Annotated in this window: 11 protein-coding genes; 1 reads left to right on the forward strand and 10 read right to left on the reverse strand. The window is 44.8% G+C overall.

All coding sequences use genetic code 11. From position 1 onward, the window contains the following. Positions 1-422: 422 nt before the first annotated feature. The 8 genes from DNHGIG_RS06955 to DNHGIG_RS06990 form a co-directional block, all read right to left on the reverse strand. Positions 423-1,088 carry an APC family permease gene (locus DNHGIG_RS06955; RefSeq protein WP_282198992.1) on the reverse strand — a complete coding sequence of 222 codons (666 nt, stop codon included), beginning with the start codon at positions 1,086-1,088 and terminating at the stop codon, positions 423-425. Positions 1,089-1,535: 447 nt separating this feature from the next. Beyond that, positions 1,536-4,811 carry a DEAD/DEAH box helicase gene (locus tag DNHGIG_RS06960; RefSeq protein WP_282198993.1) on the reverse strand — a complete coding sequence of 1,092 codons (3,276 nt, stop codon included), beginning with the start codon at positions 4,809-4,811 and terminating at the stop codon, positions 1,536-1,538. A 130-nt stretch (positions 4,812-4,941) separates the two neighbouring features. Further along, the gene (locus DNHGIG_RS06965; protein WP_282198994.1) at positions 4,942-5,988 is read right to left on the reverse strand and encodes a Fic family protein; all 1,047 of its coding nucleotides are present in this window, start codon (positions 5,986-5,988) and stop codon (positions 4,942-4,944) included. Between the two features lie 456 nt (positions 5,989-6,444). After that, a complete protein-coding gene (locus DNHGIG_RS06970; protein ID WP_282198995.1) occupies positions 6,445-6,849 on the reverse strand; it encodes a VOC family protein in 405 nt (134 codons plus the stop codon). Continuing rightward, entirely contained in the window at positions 6,842-8,413 is a 1,572-nt protein-coding gene (locus tag DNHGIG_RS06975) for an AMP-binding protein (RefSeq protein WP_282198996.1), read from the reverse strand. The genes DNHGIG_RS06970 and DNHGIG_RS06975 overlap by 8 nt, the downstream gene beginning before the upstream one ends. Before the next feature lie 56 nt (positions 8,414-8,469). Next, positions 8,470-9,885 carry a sigma-54 interaction domain-containing protein gene (locus tag DNHGIG_RS06980; RefSeq protein ID WP_282198997.1) on the reverse strand — a complete coding sequence of 472 codons (1,416 nt, stop codon included), beginning with the start codon at positions 9,883-9,885 and terminating at the stop codon, positions 8,470-8,472. Between the two features lie 282 nt (positions 9,886-10,167). Beyond that, positions 10,168-10,701, reverse strand: coding sequence for a TIM barrel protein (locus DNHGIG_RS06985; protein WP_282198998.1), 534 nt, complete (start codon positions 10,699-10,701; stop codon positions 10,168-10,170). Beyond that, positions 10,677-10,988, reverse strand: a complete 312-nt coding sequence (locus DNHGIG_RS06990) for a hypothetical protein (protein WP_282198999.1) — start codon at positions 10,986-10,988, stop codon at positions 10,677-10,679. Before DNHGIG_RS06990 ends, DNHGIG_RS06985 begins: the two co-directional genes overlap by 25 nt. Positions 10,989-11,314: 326 nt before the next feature. Between DNHGIG_RS06990 and DNHGIG_RS06995 the strand changes: the two genes are divergently transcribed. Then, a complete protein-coding gene (locus DNHGIG_RS06995; protein WP_282199000.1) occupies positions 11,315-13,000 on the forward strand; it encodes a methyl-accepting chemotaxis protein in 1,686 nt (561 codons plus the stop codon). 352 nt (positions 13,001-13,352) lie between these two features. On the opposite strand, the gene DNHGIG_RS07000 is transcribed toward DNHGIG_RS06995, so the two are convergent. Together DNHGIG_RS07000 and DNHGIG_RS07005 are read right to left on the reverse strand one after the other, a co-directional pair. Beyond that, positions 13,353-14,147 carry an SDR family NAD(P)-dependent oxidoreductase gene (locus DNHGIG_RS07000; RefSeq protein ID WP_282199001.1) on the reverse strand — a complete coding sequence of 265 codons (795 nt, stop codon included), beginning with the start codon at positions 14,145-14,147 and terminating at the stop codon, positions 13,353-13,355. A gap of 162 nt (positions 14,148-14,309) precedes the next feature. Beyond that, the gene (locus DNHGIG_RS07005) at positions 14,310-14,687 is read right to left on the reverse strand and encodes an OsmC family protein (protein ID WP_282201373.1); all 378 of its coding nucleotides are present in this window, start codon (positions 14,685-14,687) and stop codon (positions 14,310-14,312) included. Positions 14,688-14,707 lie beyond the last annotated feature (20 nt).

The following is a 14,707-nucleotide window of genomic DNA, read 5'->3' on the forward strand; positions in this document are numbered from 1 at the left end:
TTCCGCTTCGTCTTTAGAGTCACGATACGGAGTTGGTTCAGGTCGACATTGGATTCTCGCAAATCATGACGCCCGATCAAGACAGTTTTAATTTTTGGATGGTGCCGATTGCGGCTGTACGTTTACTGTAAATTCATCGTACCTCCCTCTTTTTCAAATTGTTAGCACTCGATCAAGGTGAGTGCTAACAATTTGAATATATGGAACTTGGCAGGTTTCTATCAAGCTCTAAAATAGGTGACATTGATGTGTTTCTTCCTCTTTTTTCGAATTTACTATGATGAGTTTGGAATTTTCGCTAAATTGCTCTTGATTGCTATCACCCTCACGCTCTTAATATCTCTGGATGTCTGATCTCAAGTGAAAAAGCCGCCTCCACTCCCAAGGGTTGTGAGACGACTTTCAGATGAGTTTTCTTGACGTTATGAGGTATCCAGGTAAACCCTTCTCAATACACACTTCCTCCTCTGATTGTTTCGCATATAGCATAAGCGGATCGAAGAAAGTGTCCATGTGGAATGATTCATGCTACACGTTCTTACGTGTTCAACGTGTCTGACACGCCAGTGGATACGTCCAATGAAATCATAAAGCCACCCGATTGCGAAATCCCCCTTGAATCGCAAACCGACAGGACCATCACGCGCGATATTCAGATCATCTCGTGGTCTGTTTTTCATCCACTTTTCGCGTGATGCTCTACCATCAAGACCCGTTTTTGATGTCGCCGCAAAACCTGCCGTGCTTACACCCGTTGACCTGCCGGTCATGTACAGAGTCATAAACGCCCATTGGATCATCATGCGAACGAAATGACCGATTCCAATACCGGACTTCAAAAAGGCTCGCTTGCAATAGAAGGAAATGAAAGCGGCATTTGTAAATACAGACGGCCATTCAGCATATGAGAGGGCAGCACATGAAGTCAGAACGGCTGCGATCATATAGCTTGCAAACAAAGCCGTCCCGATCATTTTTCCACCGATTCCGGGTAAAACAAAGACTCTCTTTTCCGTAGATGCAGCTCCGCCCTTTGAATGAAGACCTGAAGAAACTCTTCTGCCGAATATCGTTTGTTTTACCATCATCAATCACTCCTCCGGGAATATTTTTTAAAATTCCGTACCAACCAAGGTGTCATCCGCTTGTATATATAAAGTTTGATAATATTCTATTATTTCCTTCTCTTGTGATCAAAATTTTCAGAAAAATTTTTCGTCAAATTTTTCGGATGATCGACTTTTAAAATTACTTGAAAGCTAGTGCTTGGGTGGATGTATCGCTTTGCGCTTGGGTTCGGAGAAGGTCGTTCCGCCCGGATTCTTAGCAGAAGTTGCGGAACGACCTTCAACTCACCTCTGCGCTGCAAAGCGATACCATCCACCCAAAAGCCACTCCGTTGCTTGTGGCAGACTTCATCCTCTTCTCCGCATAAGTAACTTTTCATCCTCTGATGGTGCCGCCCATGCGGTATGGGTGCCTAATTTGAAGATGAGTGCTTGCGTGAATAAGAGTTCATCCTGTATCAAATCATGTTATATACCCAGTATTTCGCGGATTTCCGCTTCGGATAAGCTGGAAAGTGCCGTTTCCCCTGGCTGGATGACTTGTTCAATCAGCTCTTTTTTCTTCTGTTGCAATTCGTATATTTTTTCTTCAATCGTTCCTCGCGCAATCAATTTCATCACATGGACGCTGTTTTTTTGTCCAATGCGGTGGGCTCGACCCGCAGCCTGTTCTTCAACGGCGGGATTCCACCACAAATCATAGAGAATGACCGTATCGGCTCCAGTTAAATTCAATCCGATGCCTCCCGCTCTTAACGAAATGAGAAAAATGTCTTTTTCCCCATGATTAAATCGCTCTGTCATTTCCACGCGTTCTTTGGAGGGCGTTTGTCCATCCAGATAAAAGTATCCGATATTTCTCCCCTCCAGTTCCTCCCGAATGATCTGGAGCATGCTTGTAAATTGAGAAAATACTAACAATCTTCTTTTGTTTTGAAGCGCATGTTCAATGATTTCCGTCAACTGTTCCAGTTTACCGGACTTGCCGTCATAGTTTTCAAGGAAGAGAGAAGGATGGCAGCATAGTTGTCTGAGGCGCGTCAATCCCGCCAAAATTTTCATTCGACTCTTTTCAAACCCTACTGTTTGCAATGATTCTTTCGTTTCCTGTTGGATTTTTTCGAGGTAGCCGATGTATAGTTCTTTCTGTTCCTTCGTCAAGTCCGATTGATGAACGGTTTCGATCTTATCAGGCAGTTCCTTCAATACATCCTGTTTGACCCGTCTCAAGATAAACGGACGAACCATCCGCGCGATCTTATCTTGCGAGAGACTCCGGAATGAGCTCTGATTTTGAAAAAATCCGGGCAGAATGGCATCAAAAATGGACCACAGTTCATCCAGGGAATTTTCGATCGGCGTACCGCTCAGCGCAAATCGCTTCGTTGCCTTGATTTTTTTGACGGCATCGGCAGTTTTGGTCGAATGATTCTTGATCGCCTGTGCTTCATCCAAAATCAGCGAATCAAACTCCATATCTTGATAAACTTCAATGTCTTGCCGCAAAAGCGGATAGGATGTAATGAACACATCTGGGTTACAACTGCGGAGACATTCCAATCGCTCATCCGGTGTCCCATAGGCGACCACAACATCTACATCGGGCGCATATCTTTCAAATTCACTTTTCCAATTATAAACAAGCGATGCTGGAACGACGATGAGCGACGTTCGTACCTTTCTGTTTTCATCCGCTTTTTCGGAGAGAAGATAGGCAATCGTCTGCAAAGTCTTTCCGAGTCCCATATCATCAGCCAAAATGCCTCCCAGGCGATAATGAGCCAAAGTTTTTAGCCATTGAAAGCCAAACTGTTGATAGTCCCTGAGCTTGGCATGCAGTGTTTCCGGTACCGCAAAATCAATCGTATCTGGATTTTTGAGATCCTGGATGAGACGGCGAAACTTTTTCCCTAGCTTGACAGAATACCTGTCCCTTTCGCCGACGATTTCATCGATCTGCAGGCCGCGATACACAGGAAGCTGCAAGACTCCCGCTTTTACCTGCGATTTATTGATGTGTAATTCCGTAAACAGACGATTCATGGTTTGAAATGCTTCGTTTTCCAATGACAAGAATGCGCCATCCGGCAAACGATAATACTTTTTCTTCTCCACAACGGATTGCAAAATCTTTTTGACTTCTCGTTCGTCAATTCCTTCGATGCCAAAACTGATCTCCAGCAAATTCCCGTCCGTATTTACATCAATCTTGGTCACCGGTGTGTTTGGTTTGACCGAAATCAAGGCTCTGACAGCATGGGTCATATAAATTTCCGCTTTTTGCTCAAGTTTTGGGACGACTGTGAACAAAAAGTTGTAAATCTGGTCATCACCTTCAAGATAACATTCTTTCCCGTTATACTTGAAGGGAATACTTTCGAATACTTTCATGATCGCTTGCTCTTTTTCCGGTTCTCGCAAGAGAATCATGCCTTGTTTGGATTCATTTGCCGCCTTCGGCCGAAACGGATCGATGACGATGTTTCCATAGTGATATTCGATTTTGACAAATAACCGTTCATCTGTTCGATCGATATATACCTTGGCGTTTAGTGGTACACTGACTATTTGGTCAGACACTTGTTCTGCTAGTTCCACCCGACCGATTTCTTTCAATCTGGGCATCACATAGGATACAAATGTTTCCATTTGTTTGCGAGCGACCGGAAGTAATCTCTCACCGGCAGGATTCATAAACGGAGCAAGTTTGATCATAATATCCTTTTGGGCGGGGGGTAATTTATAGAACGTCCCTTCTTGAAAGAGCCACCCATAGTCTTCAAAGAAGGTGATTCCCTTCAAAGAGGTCAGGTCCAGTTGGAAATCGTCTCCCGTTCCTTTCATCAAACGAAATAGTAACGGGAAATTATGTTCTTGGGGTTCCGTTTGAAAGCGTACGTTATCATGATTCTCATATACCACTGTTCTCCCCTGCAGTTTCGAAAGAAGCTCATCCGCAATCATCGGAGGAATGAGCAGTGAGCGCTCGTCCTCATGACTCCCATAGTAATAACTCCGTTGCTTGCGGAAAAACCCTTCATTTCTCTGTATTTCCCGCAAAAGTTTCAGGACTTCTTGGTCTTCTTCCAGAAAGTAATGGTCAGATGGATCATAGGCGAATTTGCTGGTGAAAAAACAAGTTGTTTTTTCTTCAACACTTTGTAGGAATTTGCCGATCTTTTTCACGACGTATGTCCGTTTTGTTCCCACTTTCAACTCGATCGAGAGAAATTTTGGGCTCAATTGCGAATATGGGACATAATTTTTGCTTAGATGATACTCCACCTTTAGTGGTTCTTTGTCTTGTCTCTCTTTCACCTCGATCTCCGGATTGAACCGATTCATAAACGTGCGAATTATCTGATCCGCTTGCCGGTATATGTGTGGATCCGAAGTGTCTACTCCCTGTCTTGAAGCTAGTTTTATCGCATTTGCTCTGCCCGTTTCATACCGTTGTCTTTGTTCGATTCCCAGGAGCACTGCAACGATATGTTTGCATGCCCAATATGTTTCGTATGCCGGGCAATCGCAAGAGGCATCGATACATCCGTCCATGATATATACCTCTACGTTATATTCTTTATTTCCAGCAACGGTGGCGTACCAGGCATTGCTATTTGGATCATAATCGAGCTTGATCACTCTTCCCTGTTGATAATAAGAGAGTCCGCGTTCATATATCGTTTTCGACCCGCACCACCGTTTCGCGTATTCTTTTGTGATAAAAAGAGCATCTTCGCTCATGCTTTCACCTCTAGAGCCAGGGATTATATAATGCGTCTATTGTATCATCATTTGTTGTAGTTTCCATTTCCATATCCTGAACAATAAACATTTTTCTCAGCGGTGAATTCGCTTCTTCATCGTACAAGAGCTAAACCTTTCTCCACCGGGCATTTCTGCCCCGTTCGATACATTCTATAACGCCTTCTTTCCCCATTTCATTCAAAACCTTTGTAATCGTCGGTCTGCTTATTCCCGGACAACGTTCTTCCACATCGGAAACCGTGAAATCCGCAATCATATGCTCAACAACTGTTCTGACTCTTTCTTGTTTCCAACCGCGTTTATCCGATGTGACTATACCGGCTCGTTCCTCAAATCGTTTGTAGGCGTTTAAAATCATCATCAGAAAGTAATCCAACCATGGCTTTATGTTGTGTTTTCCTTCATGCCAACCTTGAGAAGAGATCTCTAGGGTTTCGTAATACTGTTCTTTCGTATCTTCAATCACTTTTTCCAGACTGATATATCGTCCTACAATATACCCCGCCTGATAAAGCAGTAATAACGTAAGAAGTCTCGCCATCCGACCGTTACCGTCGGAGAACGGATGGATACAAAGAAAATCCAAAACGAATGCAGCGATCAGAATGAGATCCTCGACTTCCCCGCGATCCCGTTCTATGTTGTATTGCCTACAAAGCTCATCTACAGCTTCGGCGGTTTTCCAAGCAGGAACCGGCGTGAAACGTATGCGTTCCTGACCATTCGGTAACTTTTCCCGAATGTCATTGTCAGTTAACTTCCATCTCCCTCCCGCTCCCGTGGCTAATTCCATGAGATCCCGATGGAGTTGCAGGATGACGTTGGGAGTCAAACGGATATGTTCATAACTGGAATGAATCGTATCTAAAACCTCACGGTATCCTGCAATCTCTGCTTCGGATCGGTTTTCAGGTGCAAGTCTCTCCTTCAACAAACGCTCCAAACGATTCGTTGCAATGGTGATTCCTTCGATTCGGTTGGAGGATTCCGTACTCTGTATAATCGCCACTTGACGCAACGCCTCCAACACTTCGGGTTTTTGGCGTTGGAATAGGGTTTCCTTGCCCTTGTATTCGTGTATTCTGGCGATCAATTTAACAGTTGAGCCGGTATAAGATAGATTTTGCAAGTATTGATTTCGAAAAGACATCATTTGACCCACCCCTTATATATATAATTTTACCAAAAAATTATATATATAAAAGGAGCGGAAAAGAAAAAAAAGAAGCATACGATCTATGCTCCCTTGTTCTTTATCTTCAAATATCTTCGTGGTGTTCGTGTACCATGGCTTTAATATATCGGATGTCTTCCTACATATCTTCAATTCTTTTAGTGGCTCCACTGGAAGTATCTCGACGTTTATGACTTTACGCAATCACCTGCTTTCAGACCTAAGATTTCGTCACCAATACGGGTCGCGCCTTGAACGAAAGCTGCCAAATTCCCCAGACCATCATTCAGCATAAGGCACTTGCTTGAAACCCGAAACTCCAGATGATAAAGCCCAGAAACAAAAACGGCGCAAGAGGAACGAAAGCCGTCTTTTGTTTTCGAATAATCCGTATGAACCAAAAGATGGCAATGATGACGTTTGCGTAGCGCCCGATTACTTCGCAGGTTGAACCAACTCAATCACGACCCCGTTAAAAGATTCACGTTCCGCGAACGCAACGGTGGAGTTGTGTGCGCCCTGACGCGGTGTCATATCTTTCAAAAGAATACCGGAACTAACTGCTCGGTGAATCGCTTCGTTAATATCATCGACTTCCATCGCGATATGGTGGAGTCCACCTCCTGTGGCGCGGAGAAATTCAACGAGTTCTCCCTCGTCGCCCAATGGCTGCACCAATTCGATCTGCGTATCCCCGATGGGCATAAACGCAACTTTTACGTGATACGATTCTACATATTCGATGTTGGAAGGGGTTAACCCCAGTCCCTTTTGATAGGGCACGAGGGCTTTTTCGATATCATCCACGATGACGGCGATGTGATTGATTTTCTTAATCATGAACTTTCGCTCCTTCCTGATGCATCTTTCTCAAAATATGTTTCTGTATCTTGCCGACGGAGGTACGGGGCAGCTCCGTCACGAATTCCACCAATTCCGGAACTTTAAACTTGGCCAATCTGGTTTGACAAAACGATACGATTTCATCCGGCAACACTTGATGCCCTTCACGTAATACTACGTATGCCTTAATCGTTTCATCCCGTATCTCATCGGGAATTCCGATGACGGCACAGTCGAATACCGCCGGATGTTGCATAATGACCGATTCGATTTCATTGGCCGCCACATTTTCGCCGGCTCGTTTCAGCATGTCTTTTTTCCGGTCTACAAAGAAAAAGTACCCTTCCTCATCCACGCGGACGTTATCACCGGTATATAACCAGCCGTCCTTCAGCGCCTCTTCGGTTGCTTCTGGATTGTTAAAATATCCTTTCATTAACGTTCTTCCGGGAACTCCTTTCACAATCAACTCTCCGACCTCTCCCTGCGGCACCTCGTTCCCATAGTCGTCAACAATTTTTACTTCATATCCCAAAACCGGTCTTCCGATCCCCATGTTCTTACGCACTCCATCGATCGGGTTCATCAAGGGAGTTCCAATCGTTTCGGTCATACCATACAACTGCAACAGCTTTGTATTGTAATTCTCTTCAAATGCCGCAAGTTGTTCTTCTGTAACCGATTGCGCAAACCAAACCACGCGCAGATGGTGATCCCGATCCGCCGGATCGTACTCTTGCCGTAAAATCATCCGAATAGGCGCAGCAAAGAGAGAACCGACAGTCGCTCCCAATCTCTTCGCCTGTTTAAAATACCTGGAAGCGCTAAAGCGCTCGGTTATCGCCATACTTGCGCCCACGGTGAGGGCTGACATGGAAGAATAATACTGCGCGTTTCCATGAAACAAAGGAAGCACTATGAATTGTCTGTCGTCAGGTGTTAAGCGAATGGATTTGGACATCACTTCTCCTGCATACAAGTAGTTCGCATGGGTGATGAGTACTCCTTTTGGACGGGACGTTGTTCCCGACGTATACATGATGGCGGCCACATCTTCGGAATGAAGCGGAACGATGGGGACTTCTCCTTTCGACTGTTCAATGATTCGATCCAAACTTTTGTCTAGATATTCGGTACCTTCATAACGGGCCAGCCAAAAATCGCGAAGCGGCAGTTCATCCTTGATATTGTTGAACTTGTTCAAGTAGTCTTCCTCGGTAATCAACAATACCGACTCCGAATGTCCCAGAATAAATTCCATCTCATCTTCGGTTGACAGGATGTTGGTCGGAACCATGACCGCCCCAATATGTGCCAGCGCAAACCAAGAAATCATAAATTCCAGGCAGTTGGGCAGATGAAGGGTGACTTTGTCCTCTTTTTTTACCCCAAATTCAAGGAGGGCTGTCGCAAGTCGATACACTTTGTCTGAGAACTCTCGATACGTGAGAGCAAATAGTCGTTCCTTGTGATTTTCAAATACGAGAAAAGTTTTGTCCGGGTGATGCGTGACTTTTTCCGTCAGAAGATCGCGAAGCGTACGATTCCCAATAATGTCCATAAAAATCCCCCCCGAAATCTTTTCTGGGAGGTTTTTAAAGCAAATATTATGCCAAATCATAGGCCATGCTTTTTCTTCTTGCGAACCAAGGTGGCCAAATCGATGCCGAGCGTCTCCGCACATCGCTTTAACGGACGGTATTTCGACAAATACCAACTCAGAATTTGCTTTTCATGATCGTTTAAAAGTTCCTTCAGCTTTTTTCTTTGATATGAATGGGTAAAGTCCTGTTCGTTAACAATGGCCGAGGACGTACGATGAAAGCTCAAAAGATTAAAAGGCAGTTGGTGTTCATCTATCGAATCCTTATCCGACGTCAAAATAAATCGTTCCACCATATTCTTCAACTCGCGAACATTGCCCGGCCATTCATACGCAAGCAGTTTGTCGATGGCGGAGGAAGTTAAAATCTTGTTTGTGCGGTATTTTTCGTTGAATTGATTTAAAAAGTGCATCAAAAGAGCGACAACATCATCCTTGCGTTCCCTGAGCGGAGGAACTTGAATCGTTAATACGTTAATTCTGTAATAAAGATCTTTTCGAAAGCGTTTTTCTTGTATTAAAGTCTCCAGATGAGCGTTGGTCGCGGCGATGATACGAACATCAATCGGTATAGGTTTGGTTCCCCCCAACCTTTGAATTTCCATGTCCTGCAGTACACCCAATAGTTTGACCTGCAAGGATAATGGCATTTCGCCGATCTCATCCAGGAAAAGAGTTCCTTTGTTTGCCACTTCAAATAAACCGGCTTTTCCCCGGCGGCCTGCGCCGGTAAATGCTCCCGGCTCATAACCGAACAATTCGGATTCCAACAGATGCTCGGGAATCGCTCCACAATTCACTTTCACGAAAGTTCCTTTATCATGACGTTCACTGATCGAGTGTATATATTTCGCCAACACATCTTTTCCGACCCCTGATTCTCCGAGAATAAGGATTGGAGTATCCGTGGACGCAATTTTGTTCGCCAAAGAAATAATTTTCTCCATGGCATGACTCCGATAAATCATTTGTCCACCTTCCAGTTCCGCCGACTGAACCTCTTGCAATGTTTGTCGATAGCCTTCGTTTAACGCACGGGTCTCATCCAGTTGTCGTTTTAGTTCATTTAATTCCGTCAGATCCCTCACATTTGCAATGACACGCAACAAATGGCCCGCATCGTCAAAAACCGGAGTGGCACTGATCAAACCCTCGGAACCATTAAAATAATGAATGAGACTGGTCACTGTTTTTTGTTTCTGGATGGCTTCGGCTACCACCGAATTGGGGAGCCAACCGTTTTCTAATAATTGAAAAACAGTATGTCCATCCAATTGGGCGGGTGTCAATCCCGAGATTCGCAAAAACGCCTTGTTATACCAGGTCGTAAGTCCGTTTCCGTCCGTAATGTAAATCCCATCATAGGAACTATCGATTAAGTGCTTTAATAAAAGCTCAGACTCATACAGTTGCTTGGACAGATCATTCATACGGACCACCTTCAGATTCGAATATTTTTAATATATGTATTATTGCATATTTTTAGCAAACATGCATATGCAAAATTGCATATTTCCTGCGCCAGATGTATTCATTCCGTCCTTATAAACCATGATGTTTGTAACCAATTACATGAGCCATGTAAAAATAAAGCCATGGCTCACGAACGGAAAAGGAATCATGGCTCTCGCTACATACACAAAAAAAGCACTTCTCTGCCCATCGAGGGTGAGAAAGTGCTTTTCTTTTTATCAGCGCTTACGGAAGCAATTTCAATTCCGCCTCTCGAGCCGCCGTTCCATGTCACGGAATGCTCTGAGCGAGCGACTCAGCTTACTATAGGCGTCGCCCCCCTCACTCCAGCCCTGAAAGCCAATCATTCCATTAAAACCGATCTTTTTAAGCTGTCCAAGCAACGCGAAATTGTCCAACTCTCCTTCGTCCAACGGCTCGATCGTCGCAACGTTCCCAAAACCGTGTGGATTCCGACGACTACCGGACAAGTTTGCCTGCTTCAGGTACGGCGCAACCGCTTCCAGCGTAGCCGGCAGGTTTGTCCCATCGACGGCGTACCAGTGGTAGCCACAGAACACGATACCTAAATTTGGATGATTCATCCGGCGACACAGTCGCACCGCATCTTCGTGGCGCTCGATCCAGAAGGATAGGTGCGTGTAAAGCAGAATATCGATGTTTCGCCGCTCGCAAATCTTGAGCGCCTTTTCCAACCACTTCACCGCAATGTCGTCACCCGCCGGGTCTGAGGGGCGCAGATGCATTCCTACGGATTGGATCGCCAGTTCCACAGTCGACACCCCTCGAGTGTCTCCAACAGCTTCAGGATGCCCTCATTTCTCGGATGGCTCTCTCCTAATGAGAGATCCAACACGACGTACACACCCGCTACGTCCAGCCCATATTTCTGCTTGACGCTGCTGAGCTTCTCCGCGTCCCGCCACCGCTCTCCGTGCCAGATGGACAAATGCGTTGCATCGTATCCGATCTCTTTCAGCATCTCGCACCGTACCTCGAAGCTGTAAATTCCCATTGAGTTATAGAAGGAAAAATCCATTGCATAAACACGATAAACCATAGCTGCTCGTTCCCCTTTTTCGGAAAATCGTTTCTCAGATCATCATCTAATACCCAAGAATCTTCCTCAGACTTTGCACATCGACGAACTCTAAGTAAAAACCATTGAAATTGACTAGGTAGAGGGATAGCCCTGGTCCATTTGAAACCTCCCTTTCTTACATATTAAAAGTGGCATTTGGAAAATCCTTCACATTTCTATAATTAACAGGAGCAGGAATCCGTTCCGTGATTCCTTTCATAAATATTCCCATAGATTGACCTCTCTTTCCAAAGTATCTAAAATACAACACATATTAAAACTTTAAATAGAAGAGGAGCCACAAGATGAAAATCAAATCGAAGATAGTGCTGAGCCTTTCCGTTTTAATGGGCATTCTAGTGGTTTCTTGCGGTGCAACTATCGTAACTGAGAAACGCCTACAGTCTTCTTATGAACAGCTGATACATACGGATCAAACGATTTGTTTTGATCTGAAAGCGATTCAGTTTCGTCTCGCAGGACTTTCCAATGACGAGAGAGCATTCCTTCTCACTGGAGATAAAAGCTATCCCATGGAAATGAAAGATAAACAAACGGATCTTGAATTCTACATAAATCAACTAAAAGGATTGCAGCTTGATGATCATGATCAATCGATTCTGGATCAAGTGACTAACCACTATGATGCCTACTTAAAAGCAAGCAATCAAGTCATCCAGGCCTATAATGCCGGCCAACCTGAGCAGGCCAAATCGGTGCATTTTAATCAGGAGCGCAAGGCACGTAAAGAGCTTGATCCCATTGTCCAGTCGTTTTTGAACGATAAGCAAAAACAACTGGATAGTCGTATGGCAGCTTTACATCGATCGGCCCAACAAACACAGATCCTTATGCTGGTTTTGATCGGACTGTGTATAGGTTTTGGAGTGCTATCCAGCATCAGCTTGATTCGTTCAATCCGCCCTTTATCCGAAGTCAATCGTCAGCTAAAAGATATTGCTGACGGTCATGGAGATTTGAGCAAGACGATCACGGTGACAACGAAGGATGAAGTGGGTGAGTTGGCCCATACATTCAATCGGATGATTGCCAACCTTCGATCGCTGGTGTTACAGACCAGAGAAATGGCCACTCAAGTCTCGTTAGCTGCACAGGAATTGAATGCGTATGCAGAAGAAACGACCCAGGCATCGAGCCAAATGGCAACCACCATGCAGGAACTCGCTTCCGGTATGAAGAATCAATCGAACTCCGTAAATTCGGCCTCCATTGCATTTAGGAGAATGGATGAAAACATGCAGAGAATTGAACAAAGCGCTTCCACTGCAGCTACTCTGTCGCAGGATACCTCTTCTGTTGCTGATAAAGGTAGTGCATCCATATACAGGGCCGTCCAACAGATGCGAACGATTCATGAAAGCGTGTCTGCATCCTCTCAAGCTGTCTATTCTTTATCTGAGCAGGCAGAGCGAATCCGTTTTATTGTTACTGTTATTCAGGAGATCGCTTCTCAAACGCATCTCCTTTCACTCAACGCTGCGATTGAAGCTGCGCGGGCAGGAGAGCAAGGGCGAGGATTCGCAGTAGTTGCCGCGGAAGTGAGGAAGCTGGCCAGTCAATCGGAAGAATCAGCTAAACAAATCGCTGAAGACATCACTTCGATCCAGCATCAGATTCAAGAAGCCGTTTCAATGATGGAAACCGTTACTAATGATGCATCTATTGGAATGGATGTTGTAGTGGAAGCAGGCGAATCCTTCCACCGGATCCAAGAATCGATCGAGCACGTGGAGCATCAAATCAAAACGGTATCCATCGCTGTATCAGATATGGTGAAACATTCACACCACATTACCACTTCCATGCAGAAAATCACCGAAACACAAGATATGGCTTTGATTGGTACACAGAACATTTCGGCTGCGTCTGAGGAACAATTATCTGCAATACAAAAAATTACAGATTCGGCTTCTGTTTTATCTGGAATTGCAACAAACCTTGAAGAGATGATGCAGCAATTCAACGTTTAATCGAGCTTGCCGATATTTTTACGAAGTGTCGAGAACGTGAAGACCGATGTACCGGATTGAATAGAGAGTTTGTGGTTTTATCCGTCAATTAGGAGTTTTAATCTGGGCAACGACAAAGACTCATTGGACAGAAGCTGCGGACATCCGCCACAGTAAGCGGATCATTAACATGGAGAAAACCCACCGAGACAGGAGCCATACCTATCTCGCGGTGGGTTTTTCCCGCTCCATTTTCTACTTACACGAGCTTGCTTGCTTTTCATTGAACCACAGGCCCAATGAATTTGCTATTCCTCTAAGGGTGACATGGTCGAGCACGAAAGTAGCCAGGGCGATCCCCCATTACTCAGGGCTATAAAATGGAACGTACGATTCCGCCATCTACCCGCAGTGCTGCACCCGTAATTGCAGAAGCCTGTTCTGAAGCCAAAAATACTACGAGATCAGCCACCTCCTTCGGCTTGATGAAACGTTTCAACAAGGAAGTGGGCAAATAGGTTTGGAACGTCTCCTTTTCCGCTTCTTCAAAGGTTTTTCCAGACTCCGCAAAATTTCTTCTCATAAAATCATCCGTTCTTTCGGTAAGCGTTGGACCGGGAATGAACGCGTTGACTGTGACCCCCCTATCAGCCACGCTTTCGGCAAGGCCACGCGAGAGCCCTAACAATGCTGTCTTGGTTGCACCATAATGCACCATTTCACCCGAAATAAAACCTGCAGTAACGCTTGCATTGAAAAGGATTCTCCCCCACCCCTTTTTCACCATACCCTGAGCGTAATGACGGGAAAGACGTACAGCACTCATGACATTTACCTGAAAATACTGTTCCCAATCCTCGTCCGTTATCTCAAAGAAAGGCTTTGGCTCGAAAATCCCCAGGTTATTCACCAGAATATCTGCCTCTGGACAATAGGCTATCAATTGGCTTACACCTTCTGTGTGGCTCAAGTCAGCGGCAAAACCATACACCTCAGCTCCCGGAACTTCCTTTTTCAACCGTTCCACGGCTTCAGTCACACGCTTTTCGTTTCGCCCATTCACGAGCACTGAAGCCCCAGACTCGGCTAGTCCTTTTGCGATAGCGTAGCCGATACCTGTCGTTGACCCACTGATGATTGCTTTTTTTCCTGTAAGTGTAATCTCCATGACTATACTCCTTACGAACAAATGAATTGTATGAGACGCTCAACCCGATATAGGTTATCAGCATCGCTTATTTAGGTAAGTTTGTGTCGTCGGATTGAAAAGTAGGTATGTTTGTGTCTCGAAAATGCGACACAAACATACCTACAAAAAATAGAGTATATGTTACGCTTTCACCCAATTTGATTCCAGTTCAACACCTGCTGCTTTAAGTGTTGTATAAACAGGACAGCGAGAATCAGTTATTTCCTGCAGTTCCTTTAGTCGATCTTCAGATTCGCTTGTCTTTACTTTCGCATGAATGGTCACTTTTTCAAAGTATGGGCGAACGTTTGGATCCCCCATCAACCCGCGCGGGTCAAATTCACCCCGGATATCAAATTCAATGCCTTGCAAGTCGAAGTTGATTTCTTTCGCTACGAGATTTGCAACGATGTTTTCGCAACCGGCTAGAGCACTTAATACCAAACTCAACGGATCCGGTCCAGTTTCTTTTCCTCCAAAGGCAGGAGTTGTATCAATAATAATCTCATGGTTTTTTATACGTGCATGAGTCGATCAAG

Source organism: Collibacillus ludicampi (genome assembly GCF_023705585.1).
GTDB classification, from domain to species: domain Bacteria; phylum Bacillota; class Bacilli; order Tumebacillales; family BOQE01; genus Collibacillus; species Collibacillus ludicampi.